This is a genomic window from Lysobacter sp. Root690, from assembly GCF_001427785.1.
Taxonomy (GTDB): domain Bacteria; phylum Pseudomonadota; class Gammaproteobacteria; order Xanthomonadales; family Xanthomonadaceae; genus Lysobacter.
Genome location: NZ_LMHM01000013.1, coordinates 677883 through 703291, shown reverse-complemented (window position 1 = coordinate 703291; position 25409 = coordinate 677883). Strand labels below are relative to the sequence as shown.

Sequence of the window (25409 nt, the reverse complement as noted above, 5' to 3'; positions counted from 1 at the left end):
GATGCTCCGATGCTCCGATGCTCCGATGCTCCGATGCTCCGATGCTCCGATGCTCCGATGCTCGGATGATCGGATGATCGGATGATCGGATGATCGGAAAAATCAGAACACCTCTCCCGCTCGCGGGAGAGGTCGCGCCGAAGGCGCGGGTGAGGGCCGCCCGATCGCCACGGATCCACGACAAGCCCGAAACCGCGCCAGTCGCTGGCAAGGACGTTCAGCCCCTGCCCCATCGATCAACCGTGAACCTTTTCCCCACGCGCCAGCATCGCGACCAGCTTCTCGATCCGGCTCGCGCGGGTCTTGGGCGTTTTCGCGGTCTGCACCCGCCACAGCACGGCGTAGCGGTTGGTGCGATCGATCTGTTCGAAGAACGCGCGCGCCTCGGGCTGCGCGGCCAGGGCCGCGGCCAGGTCATCGGGAATTTCCGCGGTCGAGGCCGGGTCGTAAGCAGCATCCCAGCGACCGTCGGCTTTCGCCGCGGCGACTTCGCGCAGACCGCCTTCGCGCATGCGGCCTTCGGCGGTCAGCCGCTCGACCTTGCCGATGTTGATCTTGGACCACAGCCCCTTCGGCCGGCGCGGCGTGTAGCGCTGCAGGAAATAGCAGTCGTCGAAACCGCGTCGCTGGCCGTCGATCCAGCCCGTGCACAAGGCCACCTCGATCGCCTGATCGTTGCTCATGCTGGCAACGGCCTGGCCCTTCTTGGCGATCTTGACCCACACGCCCTTGGCCTCGGGGTGAGCGAGTATCCAGCGTTCGAACGCGGCGGCGTCTTCGAACACGATCACCGGCAGGTCGTCCGCGGCGCCCTTGGGCGCCGCATTAGTACCGCCCGTGGGTGTCGCAGTAGTACCGCCCTTGGGCTTCGCACTGGCACCGCTCTTCGACTTCGCGCTAACACCGTCTTTGGGCATCGCGCCGTTACCGCTCTTGGACAATGGCGTGACAGCGTTCTTGGCCTTCGCGCTCACATCGCCGTTGGACGTCCCACTTACTCCACCCTTCGGCTTTGGGCTCACGGCGCGGCCTCCACCAGCCGATACGAAGTGCGCAAACGCTGCTCGCCGTGCCAACGGTCGAACACCCGCACCTCGATCGCGTGCTCGCCGACGACCGCATCGGTCGGCAGCGGCGCGTTCCAAAGATGCGGGGTCGGCGTAGCGATCGCGGCGCGATCGTAGCCGCGCAGCCTTTCGGCGGCGTCGTCGCGCGCGTTTTCGGCAAGCAGCGCCGGGTCGGGCTGTTCGACCCGCTTCATCGGCTTCCATTCGCCGTCGTTCAAACGGTGCTCGACCCGGCTGTCGTCGGCGCCCATGAAGACGTTGGCGTAGATGCCGCGGATCGGATACGAACCACGACGCAAGGTCTTCGGCGCGTACACGCGCAGGTACTGATTGGAGACCGCATTGGATTCCAGCGCTTTGCCCGCGCTCGGCGCCGGGTACCAACTCAATGCGTACTCGGCGTTCGCCCGCACCAACAGGCGCGCGTAACCGTTCGGCGTGCCGTCGCTCATGGTGCTGTCGGGCAGCCCCTGCGCGTCCTTGACCCCGGACCAGAACGCGCCGCAAGCCGCGCCAACGTTGTACTCGTGCAAGGGCGCCGCACCGCGCCAGCCGTCGGCGGCATCGTGATAGACATGGCGCTGCGCGTGGCTGTGTCCACTGAGCACCAGCACATGCGGAAACTCGCGCAGCAACGCGAACAGGCGATCGCGATCGGCGTGGCGGAAGGTTTCGCGCCCCGGCGCGGCGTCGAACAGCGGGATGTGCATCGCCAGCACCAGCAGGCGCCGCTTGTCGGCGTCGGCCAGATAGCGCTCGAGAAACGCGAATTGATCGGGACGCAGACCGCCGATGTAGTCGGGCTTGCCGCCGGGCTGATAGACCACATCGTCGAGCACCACGAAATTCGCCTGCGGCTCTTCCCAAGCGAAGGTGTCGGGGCCGTAGACGTGGCGGAAGCTCAGCAGTGAGTCCTGATCGCTGGTGGCATCAAAATCGAGATCGTGATTGCCGGGCGCATGCAGCCACGGCACGCCCAGGCGCGCGGTCACCTGGTTGAGCTTCGGGTACAGCGACAGATCGTCGTGGGTGATGTCGCCCAGGCTCAGGCCCAGGTCGGCGATGCGTCCGGCTCCGCGTCCAGCATTGGTGAGGCCGGCGCGCGCGGCGCGCAGCGGCTCGACGATGTCGCGGCGGTAGTACTCGACATCCACCGCGCTCTTGGTCTGCGGATCGGCGAACACCAATACATCTAGGTCGGTGTCGCGCGGTTTGCGGTCGATCGTCAGCGGGTAGTCACGACAAGTCGTCGAACCGTCCGGCATGCCGCCGTATTTCAATTTCGTGGTGTCGCGCGCCAAGCCGTCGGCGGTGCGCAGATTGAGCCAGTAATCCGGCAGACCGCTGTCGATCCGCGACGGCGTCGTGTACCCGGCCGGCTTGATCAGGAACTGGCTGGTTTTGTCGGTAGCCGGCAGCCGATAGCGGCCCTGCGCATCGGTCGCGACGATGCGTTCGCCGTCGGACACGCGTTGATTCGCCAGGCCCGGCTCGCCGGCATCGTGGCGGCCGTTGCCGTTGCGGTCCTCGAACACCCTGCCCTCGCAGGACGGCGCGGCGGTCTGGGCCGCGACGGCCGGGGCGATCAGGGTCAGCAGCAAGGCGGCGGATGCGAATGGGCGCATGGCGGGCTCCGTGGGTCGGGGGCCATTATGCGGTGGCTGTGTGTCTCGCGTGCGCAGGTGGGCGGGCGGCGCGCGTTGTTGTGCATGGGGTTGCGCCGTGAATGCGGTTTCGCGGTCGCGGCTTGCGCCGCTCCTACAGGGGGCGCCCCATTGTCGTCGCGATCTGGCGTTTCAGACTGTAGGAGCGACGCGAGTCGCGACCGCGCCATGACGACTGCGGCGAAACCTTGTTCCGCCCGGATGGAAGTTGCGTCGTAGCCGCGGTTTCGCGGTCGCGGCTACGCCGCTCCTACAGTTTGCCCACGGGGCTACCGGCGGCGTGGCGCCGATGCACCGATCAATCGGCCGGCTGTAATCCGCGATGCGGCTTGCCATGGCGTTCGCGCAACACCGCGACCGCATCGCCCAGCGACAGGCCGCGCGCGCGCAGCAGGACTTGCAGATGGAACAGCAGGTCGGCGGCTTCGCCGCACAGGGCCGCATCGTCCTGAGCTACCGCGGCCAGCGCGGTTTCCACGCCTTCTTCGCCGACTTTCTGCGCGATCGAGCGCACACCCTTGTCGAACAACGCGGTGGTGTAGCTGCCCTGCGGCCGCTCGCGTTCGCGCGTCGCGATCAGCGCGTCGAGTTCGCCCAGGAACGCCAGCGTGTCGCCGGGCGCGTCAGACAGATCGGACACGCCGGCCGCGCTCGGAAAACAGCTGTCGCGACCCAGGTGGCAGGTCGGGCCGTGCGGCTGCGCGCTGATCAGCAAGGTGTCGCGGTCGCAGTCGGTTTCGATCGATACCAGGTCCAAGAAATTCCCCGAGGTTTCGCCCTTGGTCCACAGCCGCTGCTTGCTGCGGCTGTAGAAGGTGACGTGGCCGCTGTCCAGGGTCGCCCGCAACGCGGCGCGGTCCATGTAGCCGAGCATCAGCACGCGCAACGAGGCCGCGTCCTGGACCACGGCTGGGATCAGCCCGTCCTGCTTGTCCCAGTCCAGAGCGTCGATCTGCTGCGGCGTCAACGACGCGCTCGCTGGGATCGTCGTAGGAACGGTCTGATCAGTGGAGTTCGCGGACGCTGACACCGTGTTCTCGCAAGGCTGCCTTGAGGACCGGAATGCGGATGCTGCCGGAGTGGAACACGCTCGCCGCCAACGCCGCGTCGACGTCGGCGGCGCGGAACACCGCGCCGAAATGCTCGATCGCGCCGGCGCCGCCGGACGCCACCAGCGGCACCTCGCAGATCGCCCGCACCGCGCGCAATTGTTCGATGTCGTAGCCGCTGCGCACGCCGTCGCTGCCCATGCAGTTGAGCACGATTTCGCCGGCGCCGAGTTGCTGCGCCTCGACCACCCAATCCAGGGTGCGCTTGGCCAGGGCCTGGGTGCGCGAGGGATCGCCGGTGTACTGGCGCACGCGCCATTCGCCGTCGGGATCGCGCAGGCTGTCGATGCCGACCACCACGCATTGCACGCCGAACTCGGCGGCGATCTCGCCGATCAACTCGGGCCGTTCCAGCGCCGGGGTATTGATCGAAATCTTGTCGGCGCCGGCGTTGAGCACGCCGCGCGCGTCGTCGACCGAGCGGATGCCGCCGGCCACGCAGAACGGAATGTCGATCGCGCGCGAGACCCGTTCGACCCAGCCGCGGTCGACACTGCGGCCCTGTGGGCTGGCGGTGATGTCGTAGAACACAAGCTCGTCGGCGCCGTCGTCGCGATAGCGCAAGGCCAGTTCGACGATGTCGCCCATGTCGACGTGATCGCGAAAACGCACGCCCTTCACCACCCGGCCGTCGCGCACGTCCAGGCAGGGCACGATCCGGCGGCTCAGCAGCGAGCTGCCGACCGCGTCAGTGTTTGCAGCATTCAACATCGACGTACCTGTTTGAGTGCATCGGTCAATTGGAAACGGCCTTCGATCAGCGCCTTGCCGAGCACCGCGCCGCTGCAGCCCACGCCGTCGGCGGCGACGATGTCGGCGATGTCGCGGATACCGCCGGAGGCCTGCAACTGCACGTCCGGTGCGATCGAATGGATATGCCGGTATAGATCGAGGTTCGGCCCGGTCATGGTGCCGTCGCGCGATACGTCGGTGCACAGCAAATGGCGCAGGCCGGCCTGGGCGTAGCGTTCGAGCAGGGTTTCCAGGCGCACGCCGCTGTCCTCGGTCCAGCCGGCGACCGGCAGTTCCCAGGCGCCGTCGGCGGTCTGACGCACGTCCAGGGCGATGGTGATGCGCTCGGAACCGAAACGCTTGAGCCAGCCGATCACCAGATCCGGGTCCCTGACCGCGAGCGAACCGACCACGACCCGGTCGGCGCCGGCATCGAGGATCGCCTCGACATCGGCCTCGCTGCGCACTCCGCCGCCGGTCTGCACGCGCATCCAGCTGGAGGTGGTGATTGCGCGCAGCAGCGGCGCCAGGGTGTAGCCGCCGTAGCGCGCGGCGTCCAGGTCGATCAGGTGCAGCCACTTGGCCCCGGCCTCGGCGTAACGCGTGGCCAGCGCCAGCGGCTCGGTCTCGTAGCGGGTTTCCTGGGTGTAGTCGCCCTGGTGCAGGCGCACGACCCGGCCGTCGCGAACGTCGATCGCGGGGTACAGCGTGCTGTTGCCCATGTTCACGCCTCCAGCGCCAGGAAATTGGCGAGCAGGCGCGAGCCGACGGCGGCCGAGCGCTCTGGATGGAACTGGGCGCCGAAACAGCGCCCGCGCCCGGCCACGGCGGTGAAGCGCGCGCCATGCACGGCGCTGGCCAGGGTGTGTTCGGTCAGCGGCGCGGCGTAGCTGTGGACGAAGTAGGCGTGATCGCGTTCGCCGATGCCGGCCAGCAGCGGCTCGCTGCCGGCCTGCGATTCATGCTTCTGAAGGAGATTCCATCCCATATGAGGCACACGTACTCCTGGCGCTGGTTGCAATCGGGTGATCCGGCCCGGCAGAAGTCCAAGGCAGTCGACCTCGCCTTCTTCCGAGGATTCGTACAGCAACTGCATGCCCAGGCAGATCCCGAGCAACGGTTGCCGCAAGCGGCGGATCGGATCGACCAGTCCCAGCGCGTGCAATCGCGCCATCGCGGGGGCGGCGGCGCCCACGCCCGGCAGGATCACGCGATCGGCGGAGGCGATCGTTGCGGGGTCCACGCTCAGGATCGAACGCGCACCCAGCCGCTCCAGTGCATAACGCACCGAGCCGATGTTCCCCCCACCCGAATCGATGACAGCTACAACCGTCATCACAAAACTCCTTTGGTACTCGGCAGTTCCCGGCCTTGACGGGCGATGGCCTGACGCAGTGCGCGCGCTACCGATTTGAAACACGCCTCGATTTTGTGGTGATCGTTATCACCTTCCACGTTCAGGTTCAGATTCAGGCCCGCGGTTTCGCACAGCGAGCGGAAGAAATGCGGCACCAGCTCGGTCGGGAAGTCGCCGACCCGTTCGCGCGCGAAGCTGCCGTTGAACACGAAGTACGGACGCCCGGAGAAATCCAGCGCCGCGCGCGCGAGGGTTTCGTCCATAGGCAGCACGAATTCGTGCGCCGAAGCGGCCGCCTCGATCGCATCTGTCGCGATCGAATTTGCCGCGATCGAATCCACCGCGGAAGCATCCTGCGCAGACGAATCCACCCGATCGGGTTCCCCCCTTTGCAAAAGGCGGGCCAGGGGGGATTCGCTTTTCGCTCCTGCTTCTACCGTTTCATCACCCAACCCAGCACGCGGATCGAACCCATACCGCCCGATCCCGCGCTTGTCGCCCAGCGCCTCACGCAACGCCTGCCCCAGCGCCAACGCGCTGTCCTCGATGGTGTGGTGCTCATCGATATGCAGATCGCCCTCGCAGCGCAGTTGCAAGGCGAAACCGCCGTGCTTGCCGATCTGCTCGAGCATGTGATCGAAGAACCCCAGCCCGGTGTGGACCTGCGGCTCGCCGGCGCGGTCCAGATCGACCACGACCTCGATCCGGGTCTCGCGCGTAGTGCGCTGCACGCGCGCGGTGCGCGGCCGATCAGCCAAGGCATGCGCGATCCCGGCCCAATCCCACTCGCCGCCGAACTGCGGCGTGCGCAACTGGAACGCGCGAATGCCGAGGTTGGCGGCGAAGCCGTTGTCGGTCTCGCGATCGCCGACCATCGCCGAGCGTTCCCAATCGATGCTCCGATCCTTCAACAACGGCAACGCCAGACCGATGCCCGGCTTGCGCGTAGGCAGGTTTTCCGCCGGGAAACTGGTATCGATCAACACATCGCGGAACACAATGCCCTGGCTTTCGAACACCTGCATCATCAACTGGTGCGGGCCGTCGAAACTCCAGCGCGGATAGGCGTCGGTGCCCAGGCCGTCCTGATTGGTGACCATCACGAACTGATAGCCGGCATCGCGCAGCTTCAGCATCGCCGGGATCACACCGGCGACGAAGCGCAGCTTGGCGAAGCTGTCGATCTGGAAATCGGCCGGCTCCTCGATCAAGGTGCCGTCGCGATCGACGAACAGAATCGGCGTGAGCGCGCTCATGCCGCGACTCCGCGCACCCGCGCCAAGCGGGTCAATACCTCGATCACCGCGGCGTTCTGTTCCGGCGTGCCCAGGCTGATCCGGAACGCGTCGCCCAGCCGCGGCGCGGCGCGGAAATCGCGCACCACCACGCCGGCGTCCAGCAAACCGTCGAATGCGGCCTGCGCATCGTCGAAACGCGCGAGCAGGAAGTTGGCCTGCGAGGGATAGACCTGACGCAGGCCCGGCAACACACGCAGCGCTTCGAACAATTTCTCGCGCTCGCTGCGCGCGGTGGTGACCCGCGCCTTGGTGGTGTTGCGCGGCACGTCGGCCAAGGCACGCAAGGCCAGCTGCACGCACGGGGTCGGCAGCGGATACGGCGCCTGGCAGCGTTGCAGCACCGCGATCAGGCCGGCGTCGGCGATCACGCTGCCGATCCGCGCCGCGGCCAATGCGTGCGCTTTCGACAAGGTGCGCAGCACCGCGATATTGCGCCGGCGCGCGAGCAGGCTCGTCGCCGATTCGCCGTCGGCGTACTCGATATAGGCCTCGTCGACCACGACCAGGGCGCGGCCGCGCAGGCGTTCCGCCAGCGCTTCTATTTCGAACAAGGGCAACAGCGTGCCGGAAGGATTGCCCGGCGAACACAGGAACACCAGCTTGGCGCGCTCGCTTTCTGCGGCCTGCGCGACTGCGGCGAAATCGCAGACGAAACCGGCCGGGGTGTCGCGCAAGGCGACCTCGACCGTGCGAGTGCCGTGCAGGCGCGCATTGACCGCGTACATGCCGAAGGTCGGCGGAGTGATCACGATCGCGTCGCCGCCGGGGCGGCAGAACGCGCGCACCAGCAGATCGATCGCTTCGTCACTGCCGCGTCCGGCCAGCAACTGCTCGGGCGCGCAGCCGTACAGCTGCGCCAGCGCTTCGCGCAGGCGCTGCGGCTGCGGATCGGGATAGCGGCGCACCGCGCCTTCGCCGTCGGCGACGCTGGGCCAGGCGGCTTCGTTGGCGTTGAGCCAGACCCGCCCGGCGCGTTTTTCGCTGCGCGCCGAACTGTAACCGGCGAAATCGCGCAGATCCTCGCGCAGCAGTTGCATGGGGTTGTCGTCGATCATGGTCTTGCTCGTCCTGCCTGCGGGTTGCTGCACGATGCTCGGGCTGCGGTGGGAATAGTCGGACGCGACGATCACACGGATTGCGACGGCGCGTTCTGAATGGGCGGGTGCGAGGCCAGCGCGCGCTGGCGGATCTGCACCGCCTGGCGATGCGCGTCCAGCCCTTCGGCGCTGGCCAGTTCGACTGCGCACGGGCCGATCGCCTGCAAGCCTTGCGGGGTCACTTCCTGCACCGTGATCGCGATCTGGAAACTCGCCACGTTGAGCCCGCCGGCATAGCGCGCCGCGCCGCTGGTGGGCAGAACATGATTGGTGCCGCTGCAATAGTCGCCCAGCGCTTCGGGCGCCCAGTCGCCGAGGAACACCGAACCGGCCGCGTCGACCGCCGGCAAGGCTGCACGCGCGTCGCGCAAGGCCAGGATCAGGTGCTCGGGCGCGTAGCGATTGCTGACTTGCAGGGCCTCGTCGATTGAATCGACCCGGATCGAACGCGACGACTGCAGGGCGCCGCGCGCGGTCGGCGCGCGCGACAGATCCGCCAGTTGGCGTTCGAGTTCGCGATCGACCGCATCGAGCAGCGCGCTGTCGTCGCTGAGCAGGATCACCTGCGAATCGGCGCCGTGTTCGGCCTGCGACAGCAGATCGGCGGCGACGAAATCGGCGCGCGCGCCGCGATCGGCGATCACCAGCACTTCCGACGGCCCGGCCGGCATGTCGATCGCCGCGCCGCCTTCGATCAATGCGACCTGGCGCTTGGCCTCGGTGACGAAGGCGTTGCCCGGCCCGAACAACTTGTCGCACTTGCCGATGCTGGCGCTGCCGAACGCCATCGCCGCGATCGCCTGGGCGCCGCCGAGCTTGAACACCCGCTCGATGCCGCAGCGGCGCGCGGCGTACAGCACCGCCGGATCGGCGCTGCCGTCGCGGCGCGGCGGCGTGCACAGGATGATTTCGCGGCAACCGGCGAGTTGCGCCGGCACGCCAAGCATCAACGCGGTCGACGGCAGCGGCGCCGAGCCGGCCGGCACGTACAGGCCGACTCGCTTGATCGGCCGCAGGATCCGTTCGCAGCGCACGCCGTCGGCGGTGTCGAGCGCATACGCCGGGCTCATGCCGGCGCGGTGGAACGCGGCGATGCGTTCGGCCGCCTCGTCGATGGCCGCGCGCAACGCGGGCGCGAGGTCGCGCTGCGCGGCGTCGAATTCTTCGATGCCGACCGCGAACGCCTCGGGCACGCGGCCATCGAAGCGTTCGGCGTAAACACGCAACGCGGCATCGCCGTCGCGACGCACCGTGGCCAGGATCTCGGCGACCGCGTCGGCGGTGGACTGGCGGGTTTCCTGCGCGGGCCGGCGCAGGATGCGCTCGCGCTCGCTTTCGTCCAGCGCACTCCAGTCGTAGCGCTGCATCAACGCGCTCATGCCAGCATGCCCTCCACCGGCAGCACCATCAGCCCGCGCGCGCCGGCGCGCTTGAGTTCCTCCAGCCGCTGCCAGGTCACCGCGCCGTGGCACAGCGCCTGCAGGGCGATGTCGTCGCCGTTGTCCAGGCGCATCACCGTCGGCGCCTCGGCATCGGGCAGCATCGGCAGCAATTCGGCGAGCAAGGCGCGCGGGGCCTGGAACATCAGCAGCTTGCTGTTGCGCACCCGCATCGCGCCGTCGAGGCGGCGCAGCAGCAGATCGGCCAGTTCGCCGCGCACGTCGTCGAACTTGTCGACCGGCCCGGCCAGCACCGCTTCGCTTTCGATCAGGGTCTGCACCGGCTTGAGCTGGTTGGCGACCAGGGTCGCGCCGCTGGACACCAGATCGCAGATCGCCTCGGCCTGGCCCAGCCGCGGCGCGATCTCGACCGAACCCGACAGCAACACCACCTGCGCATCCACGCCCTGCTCGGCCAGCCATTGCGACAGCAGCGCCGGGTAGCTGGTGGCGATGCGCTTGCCGGCCAGTTGCTGCGGGCCGTCCCACTGCCACGCGTCGGGCACCGCCAGCGCCAACCGGCACCCGCCGAAGCCGAGCGAGCGCCATTCGCGGAACGCAGACGCGTGGCCGCGGCCGCGGCGATCGCCGTCCTGTTCCAGCAATACGTTGCGGCCGACCACGCCCAGGTCGCAGACGCCGTCGGCGATCAGGCCGGGGATGTCGTCGTCGCGCACCAGCAGCAGATCGACCGGCAGGGTTTCGCCATAGCAGAACAGGCGGTCGCGGCTTTCGCGCCAGCTCAGCCCGCAGGCGGCCAGCAGCGCGCGCGCCGGCTCGGCGAGACGGCCGGATTTCTGGATCGCGATGCGCAAGCGGTCACGCGCGGCGGCGCTGGCGGGAGGGCTCATGAAGAAGGTCTCGAAAAGAAGTCGGTGCGGGGCGGTGGCGGTGCGGTGGGCCGGTCGCGGCGTCCGCAAGGAGAATCTGAGTCTGGGTTGAGGTCTGTGTCGGGGGCCGGACAGGCGATAGCGGAATCAGCGATGTCGCGCCGCGCGCCGCTGCAGCGCCGCCGCGTAGCCACCGGCGCCACGTTCGAACACCCGCGCGACCCGCCCGATCGTGGTCACGCTGACCTGGGTGCGGTCGTGGATTTCGCGGTACGGCACGCCCTCGCTGAGCAAGGGCACGACCCGCCAGCGGTCGCTCATGGCTTCCAGCTCGGCCGGCGTGCACAGGTCTTCGAGGAAGGCGCGGACCTGCTCGGCCGTGCGCAGGCCGGCGAGCGCGGTGGCCAGATCGGCGAGCGCGTCTTCGCTGTGGTCGGTGTCGGTGGAACGGCGCTTCATCGTGGAAAACCTGTGCCTTTGTACGTAGTGATCATCGTCGCCCGGGTCATCCGCCGAGCATCTGCGGCGGGGCGAAAGCTCAATGAATGCGTTAATGTACTAACGCGTTAATACATTAGCGATCCGCCGAACGGTCGTCAAGCCGGCCTGAGCGGGACCGAATTTGCGTTAAGAAGTCAGGCATGCCTCTCGCCCTACGCCCCGCCCCATCGCCCTCCCCCTCCTTGCCGCGACGCAATGGCCTGCGTCCGTTATCGCCACGGAAGATGAATACGAAGCCCTGCCGCGCCCCGCGCCCGACCGACGCCGCCCCGCCGCGGCCACGCCCCACCCTGCGCGATCGCTGGCGCTGCCTGCTGCTGCTCATGTGGGTCGCGCTGGGCGCGCTCGCCTGGCCGGCCGCGGCGCAGAGCACGCTGGAACTGGACGGCGCCAGCCGCGAGGTCGCGCTGGCGCCGTTCACCGCTTACTACCACGACCGCGACGGCAAGCTCGACCTGGACGCCGCCCGCCGGCTGCAGGCCCAGGGCGGGTTCCGCCCGGTGCCCAACGGCAACAGCTCGTTCGGCTTCCAGCCCGGCGCGTTCTGGTTCCACATCACCACCGTCAACCACAGCGCCGAGGTGCCGCGCTGGCTGCTGGTGCAGGGCTTCGCGCTCAGCGACCGGCTCGATGTCTACACCCAGCCGCGCAACGGCGGCGCGCCGACCCATCAGGTCGGCGGCGACAGCCAGCCGTTCAGCGCGCGCGCGATCCGCTACCGCCACCCGAATTTCTGGATCGATCTGCCGCAGGGCGAGCCGGTCGACATCTACGTGCGCGTGCGCAGCGAAAGCTCGATGCAGGTGCCGCTGACCCTGTACACGCCGACCGCGTTCACCGAGTTGGCGCGCGATGCCCAACTCGGCATCGGCCTGTACTACGGCATCCTGCTCGCGCTGTTCTTCTACAACCTGGTGCTGTGGCTGACCCTGCGCGACGCCAGTTATTTCTGGTACCTGTTCCATATCTGCGCGTTCGGCCTGGTGCTGCTGACCCTCAACGGCCTGGGCTTCGAATACCTGTGGCCGCGCTCGCCGTGGCTGGCCGACCACTCGGTGCCGCTGTCGATTTGTCTGGCCCAGGTCGGCATGCAGCAGTTCGCGCGCAATTTCCTGGGCCTGCAACAGCGCTGGCGATTCGGCGACCGGGTCGGGTTGGCGATGATCGGGTTCTTCGTATTGCTCGGCATCGTCGCGACCCAGGCGCCGTATCGCATCGCCACCCCGATCGCCTCGGCGGCGGTGTTCGTCAGCATCGCCTGGATCGCGGTGGAAACCATCGTCGTGCTGCGTCGCGGCTACAAGCCGGCGCGGCTGTTCCTGCTGGCGTGGTCGGCGTTCCTGTTGGGCACCGGCATGTTCGCGGCGATCGCGTTCGACCTGCTGCCGAAGATCTTCATCACCGAATACGGCGTGCAGATCGGCTCGGCCCTGGAAATGCTGCTGCTCTCGGTCGCGCTGGGCTATCGCTACGCGGCGCTGCGCAACGAGAACGAGCGGGTGGTGCGCGAGGCCAAGGATCAGCTCGAACACAAGGTCGAACAGCGCACCACCGAACTGCGCAGCGCGCTGGCCCAGCTCGAGGACGTGCACGCGCGCCTGCGTGAGACCGCGCAGCGAGACGGCCTGACCGGCCTGCACAACCGCAGCCATTTCCGCGAAGCCTTCGAGGCTTTGTTGCATCGCTCGCGCCGGCAAAGCCGGCCGCTGGTGCTGATGATGATCGACCTGGATCATTTCAAGCAGATCAACGATCACCACGGCCATCTGGTCGGCGACGAATGCCTGCGCTGGGCGGCGGGGTTGATCGCCCAGTGCTTGATCCCGCACCACGCGCTGCTGGCGCGTTTCGGCGGCGAGGAATTCGTCGCCGTGCTGCCCGACCATGATCTGAGCAGCGGCGCGCGTGTCGCCGAGGAACTGCGCGCGCGCCTGAGTTCGCAACCCTGCCCCAGCCGCAGCCACGACATTCCGGTCACCGCCAGCATCGGCGTCCACGAAATCACCCCGGACTCGGACATGGGCGTGGAAGCGGCGTTGCAGTTCGCCGATCAGGCGCTATACCTGGCCAAGGCCGAGGGGCGCGATTGCGTGCGGGTGTGGGGGGCCGCGGCGACCGGCGCGGTCGCCTAGGCGCGCGGCCGATCAGCCTCGCGGCGCGTACATCACGTCCGAGCGCAGCGCGTACTTGACGCCCTCTTCCACCGCCGCACCCTCGTGCCAGGTGTCGTGCACGAACAGCAAGGCGTCGCCGGTCTTCGGGGTGACCCGGAACTGGCGGAAATCGGTATCGCCGCCGACGAAGCCGTCGTTGAGATAGACCAGCAAGGTCAGCTTGCTGCTCAGCCCGTCTTCGAGCCAGGGGCCGTCCTTGTGCATGCGAAAGCGCTGGCCCGGCCAGTATTTGTAGAAACGCAGCAGGCGCGGCAGGCCGACCGGGATGTGGCCATCCAGTTCGGGCAGATCGACCTGGGCCAAGCATTGCCACAGCCGATCGACCCACTCGACCGACTCGAACACCACCCGCTCGTTGTTGCGCACATGCGGCATGGCTTTCTGCGCGCCGGCGGCGGTGCGCACGCCCGCAGATTCGAAGCCGTTGTGTTCGGCCAGCGCGACCAACGCCTCGCATTCGGCCGGCGACAGCATGGCCTGCACAGTGAACGCGCGATCGGAATGGGCAATCAGGTTCATGGCGGTCGTTGGCTGAGAGCGGACCGCGCAAGCGTATTGGAAACCGTCGCGATTGGCATGGGCAACGCTGCGGCGGCCCTCACCCCAACCCCTCTCCCGCTTGCGGGAGAGGGGCTTTGGTCTGCGCGGCGGGCTGGGCCGCGCGCGCAGAAAGATGTCGCACTCAGTGTTGCAGTCAGTCCTGCAGGCCCGAACGCACGGCCGACAGCACGATGCCGTCGCGCACCAGCATCACCGCCGTCGCCACTTCGCCGTCGAGCGCGCGATCGCGATCCAGGAACGGGATCGACTCGCGCAGCTTGGCGTGCGCGATCGCGACCGCGCGGCCCGGGCGGAACTCCTGCGCCGCCGACAGCTCGGCGCGCAAGCCCTCGACCTCGGCGATGAAACCGGCATGGTCGGCCGCATCCGCGACCGGGCCGCCGAACACCTTGCCGGCCAACACCTGCGCATCGGCGCGATCGGCCAGATCGCGCGCGGCGTTGATCATGTCGCGACGCAGATCCAGCGCCTGGGCGGCGGTGTACAGCTCCAGCGCCAGCACCTTGCCCAGATCGTCGGCCATCGCCAGCACGTGACGCGCTTCGTTGGCGCCCATCGACACGTGATCTTCGGCATTCGCGCTGGTCGGGATCGAATACACCGAGGCCGGATGCGCGCGGCTGGCCAGATCGTTGACGATCGCCGCGGCGGTGTACTGCACGATCATGTGACCCGACTCGGTCGCGTCCTCGTTGCCGATCAGGAACCCCGGCAGGCCGTCGTTGGTGGCCGGATCGACCAGCTTGTTGAGGCGACGCTCGGAAATGCTCGCGAGCACCGGGATCGCCGCCTTGACGTAGCTCATCGCCAGCGCCAGCGGCATGCCGTGGAAATGACCGGCCGAAATCACCTGCTGCTCGACGTGCTCGGCCTGCGCATCCGGGAACACGATCGGGTTGTCGGTCAGCGAATTGAGTTCCACCTCGAACACCCGCGCGGCCTGCGCGATCGCATCGCGCACCGCGCCGTGCACCTGCGGAATGCAGCGCAGCGAGTAGCTGTCCTGCGGCTGATGCTTCTTGCCGCCGCGGAACGGACGGAAGCGCTGGTAGAACTTCTCGCGACCGTGGCGCTGGGTGAACGGCACCCAGTCCCAGCCGATGTCGAAGCTGAGCTGCTGCGCCGCCTCGGTATCCCAACTCTGCGGCAGCCACGGACGGAACCGCGGTACGAGGTGATACGGAATATCGGCCAGGGTCGAACCGTCGAGCAGGCGGCGCAGATTCGCCGCCACTTCGACTTGGCCCGGATGCGGACGCAGCGCATGCACTTCCTGCGCGAACGCGCCCAGGCGGCCGGCGAAGGCGTCGATGGTCATCGCCGCGGCCAGATCGGCGGTGTCGGCCAGGTCCTCGAGCTTGGCCAGCGCGAGCACGCCGCAGGCCAGCATCTGCGCGGTGCCGTTGTTGAGCGCCAGGCCTTCCTTGTACGACAGCTTGACCGGTTGCAGACCGGCGCGTTCGAGCGCCTGCGCGCCCGGCATGCGCTCGCCTTCGAAGAAGGCTTCGCCGCCGCCGAGCAGCACGATCGCCAGATGCGACAACGGCGCCAGGTCACCACTGGCGCCCACCGAACCCAGTTGCGGCACCACCGGCACGATCCCGGCGTTGAGCATCTGCGCCAGCGCCTGCAGGGTCTGCACGCGAATGCCCGAGTGCCCGCGCATCAGGGTGTTGATGCGGATGCACAGCATCGCGCGCACGATCTCCGGCGCGAACGGATCGCCGACGCAGACCGCGTGGGTGACGATCAGGTTGCGCTGCAATTCCTCGTGCAAGGTTTCGGTCGCCGGCTTCGCGCCGGGCAACTGGTCGCGCAGATGATGCGCACCGAGCAGACGGTCGGCATTGCTGCCAAAACCGGTGGATACGCCGTAGATCGGTTCTTCGCGGCGGACCTGTTCGGCCAGGAAATCGGCCGCGCGGGCCACCGCCGGCAGTTGCGCCGCGGCCAGTTCGACCTGTGCGCCGTAAGCCACGGCAACGAGCTGCGACCGCGTGAGCGAACGGCCATCGAGTTGGATCTTGTTCAAGTTGTAACCTCGCCTCGCACCCTGGCGATCATCTGAACGGCGGGCTTCACCGCGAACGGTCAAACCCGGCCGAGCGTACTCGGGAGTCGGTGCGTCAATGCCACATTGAGAACCGCGACGGCGGATGCGCGCCGCGGGGTGAAAGCGGTTCGCAACGACGCCGGATTCCGCTCCGGCGCGTGGCGAACCGTGTAGCGGACTTCGGGCGCAGACTCCCGCGCCCGGCTCCGCGATCCATGCGCGCGAACGGCCGGCAGCGGGATCGAACGATCCGCGCCGCCGATGCTGTTCGCACGCGGCAGACTCACTCCGCCGCGGCCCGCGGCATCACCCGCGACTGCTCCAGCTCGATCCGCAGCGTCCGCGCCAACTCGCCGCGCGGCACTTCGAACTGGTCTTCGCGGCGCAGATCCTTGACCGTGGCCGTGCCCTTGGCGATTTCGTTCTCGCCGAGCACCACCACGAACCGGATACCGGCGCGGTCGGCGTACTTGAACTGCTGCTTCAGCTTGGACGCCTCCATCACCACTTCGGTGTTGAGGCCGCCGTGACGCAGTTCGTTGGCCAGCGCCAGGCAATGCGGCAGATGCGCGTCTTCCATCTGGGTGATCAGCACCTGCACCGTGCTTTCGGCGGTGCTGACGATGCCGGCCTTCTGCAGCTGATAGAACAAGCGGGTCAGGCCGATCGAAATACCGACGCCCGGAAGCCTGGACTTGGTGTAGTTACTGGCCAGATTCTCGTAACGGCCGCCCGAACAGATCGAGCCCAGGCCAGGGTAATCGTTGAGCGTGGTCTCGTAGACGGTGCCGGTGTAGTAGTCCAGGCCGCGCGCGATCGAGAAGTTCAGCGCGTAGTTTTGTTCCGGCACGCCCAGCGCGCGGATCAGTTCCAGCACTTCGCGCAACTCGGCCACGCCTTCGCGCAAGGTGTCGTTGCCCTCGCCCAGCGCATCCAGCCGCGCCAGCGCATCGGCGTGCGAGGTCGAACGCACGCCGACGAACTCCAGGATCGTCGTGACCGCCTCGGCACTGAGGCCGAAGTCCGGCCCGGTGAGCGTCTCGCGCACGTAGTCGGCGCCGCGCTTGTCGAGCTTGTCGACTTCGCGCAGCACCAGCGCCTGCAGCTCGCCCTCGGCCACGCCCTGGGCCTGGAAGAAGCCGCGCAGCAGCTTGCGGTTGTTGAGCTGGATGGTGAACGCGCCGATATCGAGCTCGGAGAACACCGCGTAGATCGTCGCCGGCAGCTCGGCGTCGTAACGCACGCTGAGCGAATCCTTGCCGACCACGTCGATATCGCACTGGTAGAACTCGCGATAACGGCCGGCCTGCTGGCGCTCGCCGCGATACACGCGCTGCATCTGGTAACGGCGGAACGGAAACGCCAGATCGTGCTCGTGCTCGGCCACATAACGCGCCAGCGGCACGGTCAGGTCGAAACGCAGCGCCAGTTCGGGCGTGGCGCGCTCCTCGGCCTTGTTGCTCTTCGCACGCGAACCGGTGGATTCGACGAAATACACCTCGCGCTCGGTCTCGCCGCCGCTCTTGGTCAGCAGCACCTCGGTCAGCTCCATGACCGGGGTCTCCACCGGCAGGAAGCCGAAACGCTCGAAATTGCGGCGGATCGTATCGAGCATGCGCTGGAACGCGATCTGGTCACGGGGCAGCAGCTCCATGACCCCGGGTGGGGTGCGAGGCTTGATCAAGCAAAACTCCAGTTACGTACGGCGATTGCGGCCGGGGCGGCGTTAGCGATGGTAAAGACTGGTAACGCGCGGGTCGTTACCGATGGTCATAGTCTAGCGCCCGCCCCCGCCTCCTGGCTTGGATCGCGTCCCGCTCAGGGCCCGCAAACCCAGCCACGACGGCCCTCGGGCCATCGACTTCGATTTTATTCGCATCGACCCCTTGCGCCGGCCGGGGGGTCGCCGCTAGAATTTGCGGCTCACGAAGTCGGGGTGTAGCTCAGTCTGGTAGAGCGCTACGTTCGGGACGTAGAGGTCGCAGGTTCGAATCCTGTCTCCCCGACCAATCGTTGAGAAAGCAAAAAGCCGGCCTCGCGCCGGCTTTTTTGTTGCCCGGGCTCACGCCCGGCACCGAGGCGACTCATCCGCCGGGTACTCGCCGCTTCCGGCGATGAATCGGCAAACCCGCCGATTCGGGCAAAGTTGCCGCCAGCCAAGCGCAAGCCATGCATTTTGGGTCGATCCACGCGCGGTGCTAGATTCGCCTTAGCTCCCAGATGGACAGGCGCATGACACGGCGACCGGCCTCTTTCCAGGAATTGCCCAAGCACGATCCGTCCCACACCGGACCGCGGCGGCCTCGACACGAAGCCCCGGAAGCGCCCTTGAGCGCGCAGCAGCTACGGACCGCCGAAGTCGCGCAAGCGCAGGCGGAACTCAAACGCGGGTTGACCCGGGTCTATGCGCAAGCCTGCAAGGCCTGCGTGCGCAAGGATTGATCCCGCAAAGCCGTTCGCTGCATCGTCACAACAAGAAGGTCGCGATGAACGCAATGTGGCACGACCCGGCAAGCTCACGGCTGATGTTCCGGCTGAATCTGGCGATGGCCTGTTTCTGCGCGCTGGAAAGCATCTTCCTGTCGTCGACCTACGATTTGTATATGCCCCATATCGTCGGCCACTACTTCCCCGCAGCAAGCGTCGTCGTGGTCGTGCTGTACGGTCTGCACTGCGCGCTCTTGTACTGGACCGACCACGCGTTGCGCCGGCCGTGGGAACTCAAGGCGCTGAGCCTGCCGTTTGTGGCGGCGGCCGCGTCCGCCTGGATCTGCTATCAGCGCTACTTCGAGCAATTGTGACCAACACTGCGCCGCGGCTTGAACCTTAGTCGGCGCGAAGAAACCGCCCCGCGGTGACGAACTCGTAGCCCTGCCCGCGCAACGCCGGCACCAGACGGCGCACGATCTCGACGATGCCGTCGCGCGCCCGGCCCTGTTCGTCGTCGCCGTCGTGCAGCAACACGATCGCGCCCGGGTGGATGCGCGCCAGCACCGACTCGACCACGCAGGACACATAGCCGGGCGCCTGCGGCTCCAGCCAATCGCGCGGATCGACCGACCAACCGACCACGGCGTAGCCTTCGTCCGCCAGCGCCTCAAACTGGGCTTCGTCGATCTCGCCATAGGCGGGACGAAACAGGTTTGGCGCCTGCGCCAGTCCCGCCTCGCGCAAGGCGACCGTCGCCGGAAGCACTTCGCGCGCCAACCAGTCCTGCGCGGCGAATCCGCGAGCGTCGGCATGGGTGAGCGAGTGATTGCCGATCTCATGGCCTTCGCGCTGCATGCGTTCGATCAATCGCGGATGCGCGCGCGCCGCTTCGCCGGTGCAGAAGAAACTGGCGCTGACCTCCAACTCGCGCAGCAACTCGAGCAGCGCCGGCGTCGCCTGACCCGGACCATCGTCGAAGGTCAACGCCAGCGCGCGCCGACCGGTTTCGCCGCGGCCTAGGTATGCCTGCGACTTGGTTTGCAGGAATCGGTGCCAGTCCATACCCGTCCTCAGCGCGTCATCCAGGTCTTGCGCTGTCCGCGCAATTCGTCGAGCAGGCCGATCACATTCGCCGGCAACAGCAGCACGTCGATCACGGTGTTGCAGATCGATACCAACACCAGATCCAGCGGCCCCAGTTGCAGACGGATCCGCGCATGCAGCACGGCGATGAAGTTGAGCGTCGCCATCAGCAACCAGTTCAGCGCGGCCACGCCGAGCAAGGCGTGGCTGCGATAAAGCAACGCGCCGGCGATCAGTAGCAGCAAGGTCGGCACCAAGGCCGACTGCGCCCACAGCAGCCACCACGGCAGCATCTTCATCGTGCGCGGCCAGGAGATGCGCCAGGCGACGCGGAACGACTCCAGTCGCCCGCGCGCCCAGCGGCGCCGTTGCCGAAACAGCCCGGTCAAGGTGGTCGGACAGATCGTGTAGGCGACCGCGTCGGGCGCGTAGGCGATCGAATAGCCGTGGGCGAGCGCGCGCCAGGTCCAGGCGATGTCCTCGACCAGCCATTCGCCCCAGCCGCCGAGTTCGCGGATCACCGACGTGCGATGCAAGGAGAACGCACCGGCGACCACGTTGACCACGCCGATCTTGCTCTGCACGTAGCGGATCGCCGCCAGCGCGCCGACATGCTCGTAGAACTGCAGACGATGCAGCCACGAATCGTGACGACCTGCCGGAACGATCAGCCCGCAAGCGGCGGCGTGGCGCGGCGAGGAATACAGCGCCTCGACCGCGCGCCGCAGCGCGCACGGCGCGATCACCGTGTCGCTGTCGATCACCGTGACCACGTCGGAATCGGCCGCCAGCCACGGCAATGCCGCATCCAGCGCCAAACCCTTGGCGCCGCCGTTGCGCTCGATCGACAGCAGGCGGTAGTGCTTACGCCGCGGCTGCGCCAGCCATTCGACCACGCTCGCTGCGGTGGTGTTGGTCGAACCGTCGTCGACCAGCAGCACTTCGATGCGGCCGGGATAGTCGCTGCCTTCGATCGCCTCCAGCGTGGTACGAAACGAAGCTTCGGGCTCGTTGTAGAACGGCACCAGGATCGAGACGAAAGGATAGTCGGCGAGGGTCGGCGACGAAGGCCGCCGCAGCATGCGATAGAAGGCCCAGCCGGCGAGAAACAGCAGGCAGCACAGCAATACGAGGGTCGAAAAACCGACGACCAGGGTCAGGACGAACTGGCTCAGCATGAGGGACGCGCATCCGGCAGCGCGACACGCGCACGCCCGGCGCAAGCCGATGCGTTGCCGCGAATCGCTGGGTCTGATTGGCAGACCGGACGCGTCGATACGGGTCGCCGCGCATCACGCGGGCCCGCACGCCAGGTGCTTCGTTGGGGGAGAGAACGGGTGGAACGTTTGCTTGGATAAGGTTGCTTGCGAAACCGTTGAACGACGAAACACGATGCATAGCCGCGTTTTCGCAAGAAAGAATGAAAGCCGGGACGGATTTATTCTGTGACGACGCCAAGCAGTTCCGCGATCGTCATGCGTCGCATCGCTCGACACTTGCTCGACGATCGTTGAAGAATCGAACACGCACGATCGCGTTCGACTCTTTCCCGCGCCACGCCCTGGATGCCCTCCCCCATGAACGATTCCGCGACCGCTACCGCGGCCAGCGCCGCAGCCCATTCCGCCTCGCTCTCGTTCCGGCCACGCTTCGATATCGGCGCGGCGCGCATCGATTGCGGCCACGAGCCGCGGGTGGACACCCACGAGGCCGCCGACCGGCATGCGACCTGGCCGGTGCTGGACTATTCCGAATGCGAGCCGACCGACGATCAGGCCGCGATCAACCGGTGGTTGGCCTCGACCGATCTGAGCGGCCGCGACATCCTGCACGTGGGCACCGGCAATTCCTCGGTCGCGCGCCTGCTCGCCGGCAGCGCGCGGCGGATCGAGTCGGTCACCGTGGCGCGCAACGAATGGCAACACGGCAACGCCTTGAACCTTCAGGATTACCGCGTCCATCTATTGAACAAACACAGCCAGACCTTCGCCGAACAATTCGAAACGGCGAGTTTCGACGTCATCCTCGACAACAACCTGGCGAGTTTCGGCTGCTGCCAGCGCCATGTGGAGCGTTATTTCGAAACCCTGGTGCGGCTGCTCAAGCCCGACGGCTTCGTGCTGACCCACTGGCTGGGCATGCAATGGACGCTCGACATCGGCGTGGACGACGTCGAGCCGGTGTGGCGTCTGGACGCGGGCAAGCTGCGCGCGATCGCCAGCGCCTATGGTCTGGCGGTCGAACGCCAGGACGAATTGTTCTTCCTGCGGCGCGCGCAGGGCGCCGCGGCGGCCGCGCGATCCTGATTTTCCAGGGCGCTGCGAAGAGTCACGCGTGTCGCTGCCGGTTACCGTGCTGAGCGCCTCGCGCACGGTTGTGTCCGCGAGACTGCACACGCTGCTGCGGATCGGCCGTATCGGCCTGCGCGATCGACGCTTCGGGTGGCTGCTGCTCGACAATCTGATCACCACCTTTGGTGCGAGCTTCACCTTGATCGCACTGCCGTTCCTGGTGATGCGCCTGACCGGCAGCGCGCTCGACCTCGGTCTGACCGCGGCGATCGAAGCGCTGCCGAGCCTGTTGCTGCTGTTCTTCTTTCGCGGCGCGCTCGACCGCGTCGATCCGGCGCGGGTGCTGTGGTGGTGTCGCGCGCTGTACGTCGCGATCAATGCCGCGCTCGCGATCACCACCTGGTTCGGCTGGATCAGCATCGAGCTGATCTACCTGCTCGCGCTGATCGGCGGCCTGGTATGGGCGGTGGCCTATCCGGCCGGCCGTGCGGCGTTCGGTCTTTACATCCGCAAGGGCCTGTTGGCCGCGGGCAATGCGGTGTTCGCGGTCGCCTCCAGTCTGGCGACGATGGCCTTGCCGATGCTCGCCGGCAGCCTGATCCTCGCGTCCAGCGGCGACCATGGGCTGGCGCTCGCGTTCGCGATCGACACCGCCAGCGTCGCGGTGTCGTTGCTGCTGATCGCTGCGGTGCGGCGGCGCGGGCCTGTGCGTCGCCGCGAGGCGCCGGTCGAAAAGGTCGCAAGCGACAGCGATTTCATCAAAGCCACGCAGATTCCGCGCAGCTATTACCTGTACCTGTTGATCAGCACCGTACTGGTATTCGGACCGGTGCAGATCCTGTTGCCGGTGTTGCTGGTCGAACGCCAGGACCCGCGCTATTTCCTGATCTACGCCGGCCAGTTCGTCGGCATCGCGATCGCCGCTGGCCTGGCTTCGAGCGTCGGCGCGGCGATGCACAGCGTGCTGCGCAAGATCCTCGCCTGCTGGAGCCTGGCCGCCCTCGCCTACGGCCTGCTGGCCTGGAACGCGAACCTCGCGGCGACTCTGCTCGCGTTCTGCCTGCTCGCGGGCGCGTCCAATTTCTACGGCATCCAATCGCTGTCGTGGCTGCAACGCAACGCCGACGCAAGCCGCATGGGCCGCGAGATGACCTGGTTTTCGGCGGCGACGATGGGCGCGATGCCGCTGGCGACGGTGATCGCCGGCTGGCTGATCGAACGCGAAGGCCGGATGCATGCCGCGAAGTGGCTGGCCGTGTTGATCGTGGCCGCGGCGCTGATCGGCGCGATCCACCTGTGGTTGCGGCGCTATCGAACCGATACGCGAACCGCGCAGGCCGATGGCCTGCGCGGTCCTATGCCCTCATCGATGACGATCGACGATTAACGCGTCTGCAAGCCGTACATGAAGGTACCCGGCCGGCCGTTGTCGCGTCCGTCGATGCCCGGCAATGGCGCGGTCCACGGACTGATGCCGTCCCAGTTCGCCTCGCCGAGCGAATACAAGCCCGCGTTCACCAGGCCCAATGCGTTAAGCGCATCGCGCTCGGTCGGCGCCGCGCCGTAGTAGGTCACGAACGAACGGGTCGCCCCCACCGCCAGCGAACCCAGCTTGAAGTCCATGTGCGAGCCGCGGTCGCTGGGGCCGCTGTCGGTGACCGCGCCGCTGCTGGGATGGATCGCCAACGGGTCGAGCGAGGTGAAACCGTTGGTGTTCCATGCGAACAGCAAGGGCGAGCTGCCGGCCAGGGTGATGTACTCGGAGAAAGTATTCGGTGGTACGTCGTAGTCGATGCCGCGGGTATAGCGCAGATCCTTGATCGCCTTGCTGCTGACGTTCTGGATCGACACATCCACGCGATACAGATACGGCGTTTGCGGCGCGGGCGTGAACCGGTGCGTGACCCGGAAGGTGTTGGCGACGGTGACCACCGAATTGGCCGTGTCGATCGGCGGCGAGCTCGGCGTGGTGAACGAATTCACCACCATGTTGACCGTGCCGTTGCAGCGCGAGGTATGCCCGCTGATCGGCGCGACCGGGTCGGCATTGGCAACGCCCCAGCCCTCGCAGGGCGCGCCCGGCGCGGAGGCTTCGCCGTTGGTGGGCAGGAAACGCAGGCCGACCAGGGTGGTGCCGTACAGGCCGCTGGACATCGGAATCGCCGGGCATTCGATGTTCAAGTACGCGGTCGGATGCACGCCGAGCATGACCGTGCCGTTGTCGATCACGCCCGGACAGCCTTCCGGCGGATCGAGTTCGCAGGCATAGCCCCACTTGCTGGCGTCGACGGGCGGCGTCTGGGTGGCGAAGAACTTGTCGACCCGCTGGTACTCCGGCCACAGGTCCTTGGGCGGCAGTTCGACGTTGACCGCTTGCGGATGCCACAGGTCCGCGCACTGCGTATGCAGCGCCGAATCCACCTGCACCAGATACAGATCCTGCGGATCGCCCTCGCCGGCCCAATCGGCGCCGGTGGTGCCGGCCATGATGAAGCGGTCGGCCTTACGGTCGATCGCATACAGGCTTTCGCGGAAGTTGTCGCCGTAGCGGCGCTGGGTCAGCGCGCCGTATTCGCGCAGCGTCGCCGGATCGGCGGCGAGCACGAAGCCCTGGCTGGCGCCGATGGTGCCGGCGACCGCGAGCGCGCCGTTGAGGCCGTCCAATGTCGCCGCCTCGACCACGTCATAGGCGGTGAAGCTGAGCTTCTCGCGATCGTTCCAGACCGCCTGCACTTTCGGACTGCAACTCGCGCGCGAGTAACGCACCAGGTACGGCTGCGACGGCGCGCCTTCGCTGAAGCCCGTCGCCGCGCCGACCAGCACGGTCTCGCCCATGAAGTTGCGCCCGAGCAGCGGAGTCAGCCCGTGGAAATCGCGATGATCCTTTTCATCGCCCAAGGTCGTGCTGCACACCGGCGCGCCGGCGCCGGTGGCGCGGAACATCAGCGCGTTGCGCACGCCATTGGCCGAGGTGGCGGTGCCGGCGATCACCAGATCGGTCCAGGCACCGGTATTGGCGAGGTTTTCGGTGACCGCGCGGAACTGCAGCGACGGCCATTCGTGGCCGTCGTATTGATGGTCCCAGACCACGTTGCCGGTCAGGTCGACGCGCGCGATGCGGCCGACGGTGCGGCCGTTCTGGATTTCCTCGCCGACCATGACGATGTCGCCGGCCGGCGCGGCCCGGCTGGGCATCACCGATCCGCTCTGGATCAGGTCGTAACCGGTGGCGCGGTTGGCCGGCTCGCGGTTGTCGAGCAAGGTGGTCCACACCGGATTGCCCTTGCAATCCAGGCGCATCACGAAGGCATAGCTGCCCTGATCGGTGCGCAGGCTGCCGGTGACGGCGAAACCCGCGCCGCCGGTGAGTTCGATGATGCCGTAGCCGGCGGAGTGCTTGCCGCCGCCGATGTTGTAAGCGCGTTGCCAAGTGTCGATGCCCGGGATGTCGGTCTCACCGTTGTCGGCAACGCGCGTCACCAGCACTTGATCGGTATCGCCGTTGCGACGCGTGCCCACGGCGATCGAACCGTTGCGTGGGCAATACTTCACCGTCTTCACGTCTTCGCCGATATCGCGCCACTCGGTATTACCGTAGTAGCCCTCGTAGTTCTGCGCCTGCGCCATCGGCGCGGCGAGCAACAAGCCCGATACCAGCACCGCGGCGCAGCGCCTCAATGCCGCAACGCCAGATCCTTTGCTTTCCAGTTCCATGGTGAGCCT

Annotated in this window: 21 protein-coding genes and 1 tRNA gene; 5 read left to right on the top strand and 17 right to left on the bottom strand. The window is 67.3% G+C overall.

The genetic code is table 11. The features are described 5' to 3' along the window. Window positions 1-236: 236 nt before the first annotated feature. From ASD86_RS15030 to ASD86_RS14980, 11 genes are all read right to left on the bottom strand, one after another. Entirely contained in the window at window positions 237-1022 is a 786-nt protein-coding gene (locus tag ASD86_RS15030; protein WP_200957256.1) for a YdeI/OmpD-associated family protein, read from the bottom strand. Beyond that, window positions 1019-2692 carry a calcineurin-like phosphoesterase family protein gene (locus tag ASD86_RS15025; protein WP_056111948.1) on the bottom strand — a complete coding sequence of 558 codons (1674 nt, stop codon included), beginning with the start codon at window positions 2690-2692 and terminating at the stop codon, window positions 1019-1021. Before ASD86_RS15025 ends, ASD86_RS15030 begins: the two co-directional genes overlap by 4 nt. A 337-nt stretch (window positions 2693-3029) precedes the next feature. Continuing rightward, window positions 3030-3698 (bottom strand): bifunctional phosphoribosyl-AMP cyclohydrolase/phosphoribosyl-ATP diphosphatase HisIE, encoded by a 669-nt coding sequence (gene hisIE / locus ASD86_RS15020; protein WP_235567767.1) that lies wholly within the window; start codon window positions 3696-3698, stop codon window positions 3030-3032. Window positions 3699-3735: 37 nt separating this feature from the next. Further along, window positions 3736-4512, bottom strand: a complete 777-nt coding sequence (gene hisF, locus ASD86_RS15015) for an imidazole glycerol phosphate synthase subunit HisF (protein ID WP_056112802.1) — start codon at window positions 4510-4512, stop codon at window positions 3736-3738. Between the two features lie 32 nt (window positions 4513-4544). Then, entirely contained in the window at window positions 4545-5294 is a 750-nt protein-coding gene (gene hisA, locus ASD86_RS15010) for a 1-(5-phosphoribosyl)-5-[(5-phosphoribosylamino)methylideneamino]imidazole-4-carboxamide isomerase (RefSeq protein WP_056111945.1), read from the bottom strand. 2 nt (window positions 5295-5296) lie between these two features. Next, window positions 5297-5908 carry an imidazole glycerol phosphate synthase subunit HisH gene (hisH, locus tag ASD86_RS15005; protein WP_056111943.1) on the bottom strand — a complete coding sequence of 204 codons (612 nt, stop codon included), beginning with the start codon at window positions 5906-5908 and terminating at the stop codon, window positions 5297-5299. Beyond that, window positions 5908-7185: a bifunctional histidinol-phosphatase/imidazoleglycerol-phosphate dehydratase gene (locus tag ASD86_RS15000; RefSeq protein WP_056111940.1), complete on the bottom strand. Its 1278-nt coding sequence runs from the start codon at window positions 7183-7185 to the stop codon at window positions 5908-5910. The genes hisH and ASD86_RS15000 overlap by 1 nt, the downstream gene beginning before the upstream one ends. Then, window positions 7182-8282, bottom strand: a complete 1101-nt coding sequence (gene hisC, locus ASD86_RS14995) for a histidinol-phosphate transaminase (RefSeq protein ID WP_056112799.1) — start codon at window positions 8280-8282, stop codon at window positions 7182-7184. The genes ASD86_RS15000 and hisC overlap by 4 nt, the downstream gene beginning before the upstream one ends. A gap of 71 nt (window positions 8283-8353) precedes the next feature. Next, window positions 8354-9691 carry a histidinol dehydrogenase gene (gene hisD / locus ASD86_RS14990; protein ID WP_056112795.1) on the bottom strand — a complete coding sequence of 446 codons (1338 nt, stop codon included), beginning with the start codon at window positions 9689-9691 and terminating at the stop codon, window positions 8354-8356. Between the two features lie 8 nt (window positions 9692-9699). Then, complete coding sequence (gene hisG, locus ASD86_RS14985; protein ID WP_056111937.1) at window positions 9700-10614, bottom strand: ATP phosphoribosyltransferase; 915 nt, start codon at window positions 10612-10614, stop codon at window positions 9700-9702. Between the two features lie 126 nt (window positions 10615-10740). Continuing rightward, window positions 10741-11052, bottom strand: a complete 312-nt coding sequence (locus ASD86_RS14980) for a YerC/YecD family TrpR-related protein (protein ID WP_036102632.1) — start codon at window positions 11050-11052, stop codon at window positions 10741-10743. A 266-nt stretch (window positions 11053-11318) separates the two neighbouring features. Here ASD86_RS14980 and ASD86_RS14975 point away from each other — a divergent pair, with 266 nt between their 5' ends. Beyond that, on the top strand, window positions 11319-13226 hold the full coding sequence (locus ASD86_RS14975) for a diguanylate cyclase (protein ID WP_056111934.1): 1908 nt from the start codon (window positions 11319-11321) through the stop codon (window positions 13224-13226). Window positions 13227-13238: 12 nt separating this feature from the next. Here the strand turns inward: ASD86_RS14975 and ASD86_RS14970 are convergent, their stop codons facing one another. The 3 genes from ASD86_RS14970 to hisS form a co-directional block, all read right to left on the bottom strand. After that, window positions 13239-13787 (bottom strand): 2OG-Fe(II) oxygenase, encoded by a 549-nt coding sequence (locus ASD86_RS14970; protein ID WP_200957255.1) that lies wholly within the window; start codon window positions 13785-13787, stop codon window positions 13239-13241. Between the two features lie 175 nt (window positions 13788-13962). Further along, window positions 13963-15861 (bottom strand): aromatic amino acid lyase, encoded by a 1899-nt coding sequence (locus tag ASD86_RS14965; protein WP_056111931.1) that lies wholly within the window; start codon window positions 15859-15861, stop codon window positions 13963-13965. 304 nt (window positions 15862-16165) lie between these two features. Then, entirely contained in the window at window positions 16166-17566 is a 1401-nt protein-coding gene (hisS, locus tag ASD86_RS14960; RefSeq protein WP_082578368.1) for a histidine--tRNA ligase, read from the bottom strand. Window positions 17567-17814: 248 nt separating this feature from the next. Between hisS and ASD86_RS14955 the strand changes: the two genes are divergently transcribed. After that, a tRNA-Pro gene (locus ASD86_RS14955) sits at window positions 17815-17891 on the top strand. A 477-nt stretch (window positions 17892-18368) separates the two neighbouring features. Beyond that, on the top strand, window positions 18369-18683 hold the full coding sequence (locus ASD86_RS14950) for a hypothetical protein (RefSeq protein WP_157476663.1): 315 nt from the start codon (window positions 18369-18371) through the stop codon (window positions 18681-18683). Window positions 18684-18708: 25 nt separating this feature from the next. Here ASD86_RS14950 and ASD86_RS14945 read toward each other — a convergent pair whose 3' ends face one another. Both ASD86_RS14945 and ASD86_RS14940 read right to left on the bottom strand, forming a co-directional pair. Continuing rightward, window positions 18709-19374 carry a polysaccharide deacetylase family protein gene (locus ASD86_RS14945; protein ID WP_056111922.1) on the bottom strand — a complete coding sequence of 222 codons (666 nt, stop codon included), beginning with the start codon at window positions 19372-19374 and terminating at the stop codon, window positions 18709-18711. A gap of 8 nt (window positions 19375-19382) precedes the next feature. Next, window positions 19383-20573: a glycosyltransferase family 2 protein gene (locus ASD86_RS14940; protein ID WP_056111919.1), complete on the bottom strand. Its 1191-nt coding sequence runs from the start codon at window positions 20571-20573 to the stop codon at window positions 19383-19385. Window positions 20574-20972: 399 nt separating this feature from the next. On the opposite strand from ASD86_RS14940, the gene ASD86_RS14935 reads away from it, so the two are divergent. Together ASD86_RS14935 and ASD86_RS14930 are read left to right on the top strand one after the other, a co-directional pair. Further along, complete coding sequence (locus ASD86_RS14935) at window positions 20973-21701, top strand: methyltransferase domain-containing protein (RefSeq protein WP_056111916.1); 729 nt, start codon at window positions 20973-20975, stop codon at window positions 21699-21701. A gap of 28 nt (window positions 21702-21729) precedes the next feature. Further along, on the top strand, window positions 21730-23073 hold the full coding sequence (locus ASD86_RS14930; RefSeq protein ID WP_056111913.1) for an MFS transporter: 1344 nt from the start codon (window positions 21730-21732) through the stop codon (window positions 23071-23073). Here ASD86_RS14930 and ASD86_RS14925 read toward each other — a convergent pair. Continuing rightward, entirely contained in the window at window positions 23070-25400 is a 2331-nt protein-coding gene (locus tag ASD86_RS14925) for a hypothetical protein (protein WP_056111910.1), read from the bottom strand. The two genes, ASD86_RS14930 and ASD86_RS14925, sit on opposite strands and share 4 nt — an antisense overlap. Window positions 25401-25409 lie beyond the last annotated feature (9 nt).

Bases quoted from the DNA above. Each gene is read 5' to 3' on its own strand.
- ASD86_RS14950 (WP_157476663.1), top strand. From the start codon at position 18,369: ATGAACGCAATGTGGCACGACCCGGCAAGCTCACGGCTGATGTTCCGG.
- ASD86_RS14935 (WP_056111916.1), top strand. From the start codon at position 20,973: ATGAACGATTCCGCGACCGCTACCGCGGCCAGCGCCGCAGCCCATTCC.
- ASD86_RS14940 (WP_056111919.1), bottom strand. From the start codon at position 20,573: ATGCTGAGCCAGTTCGTCCTGACCCTGGTCGTCGGTTTTTCGACCCTC.
- ASD86_RS14980 (WP_036102632.1), bottom strand. From the start codon at position 11,052: ATGAAGCGCCGTTCCACCGACACCGACCACAGCGAAGACGCGCTCGCC.
- hisG (WP_056111937.1), bottom strand. From the start codon at position 10,614: ATGAGCCCTCCCGCCAGCGCCGCCGCGCGTGACCGCTTGCGCATCGCG.
- ASD86_RS14945 (WP_056111922.1), bottom strand. From the start codon at position 19,374: ATGGACTGGCACCGATTCCTGCAAACCAAGTCGCAGGCATACCTAGGC.
- ASD86_RS15025 (WP_056111948.1), bottom strand. From the start codon at position 2,692: ATGCGCCCATTCGCATCCGCCGCCTTGCTGCTGACCCTGATCGCCCCG.
- ASD86_RS14970 (WP_200957255.1), bottom strand. From the start codon at position 13,787: ATGAACCTGATTGCCCATTCCGATCGCGCGTTCACTGTGCAGGCCATG.
- ASD86_RS14975 (WP_056111934.1), top strand. From the start codon at position 11,319: ATGAATACGAAGCCCTGCCGCGCCCCGCGCCCGACCGACGCCGCCCCG.
- hisA (WP_056111945.1), bottom strand. From the start codon at position 5,294: ATGGGCAACAGCACGCTGTACCCCGCGATCGACGTTCGCGACGGCCGG.
- ASD86_RS14925 (WP_056111910.1), bottom strand. From the start codon at position 25,400: ATGGAACTGGAAAGCAAAGGATCTGGCGTTGCGGCATTGAGGCGCTGC.
- ASD86_RS15000 (WP_056111940.1), bottom strand. From the start codon at position 7,185: ATGAGCGCGCTCACGCCGATTCTGTTCGTCGATCGCGACGGCACCTTG.
- hisH (WP_056111943.1), bottom strand. From the start codon at position 5,908: ATGACGGTTGTAGCTGTCATCGATTCGGGTGGGGGGAACATCGGCTCG.
- hisD (WP_056112795.1), bottom strand. From the start codon at position 9,691: ATGCAGCGCTACGACTGGAGTGCGCTGGACGAAAGCGAGCGCGAGCGC.
- hisC (WP_056112799.1), bottom strand. From the start codon at position 8,282: ATGATCGACGACAACCCCATGCAACTGCTGCGCGAGGATCTGCGCGAT.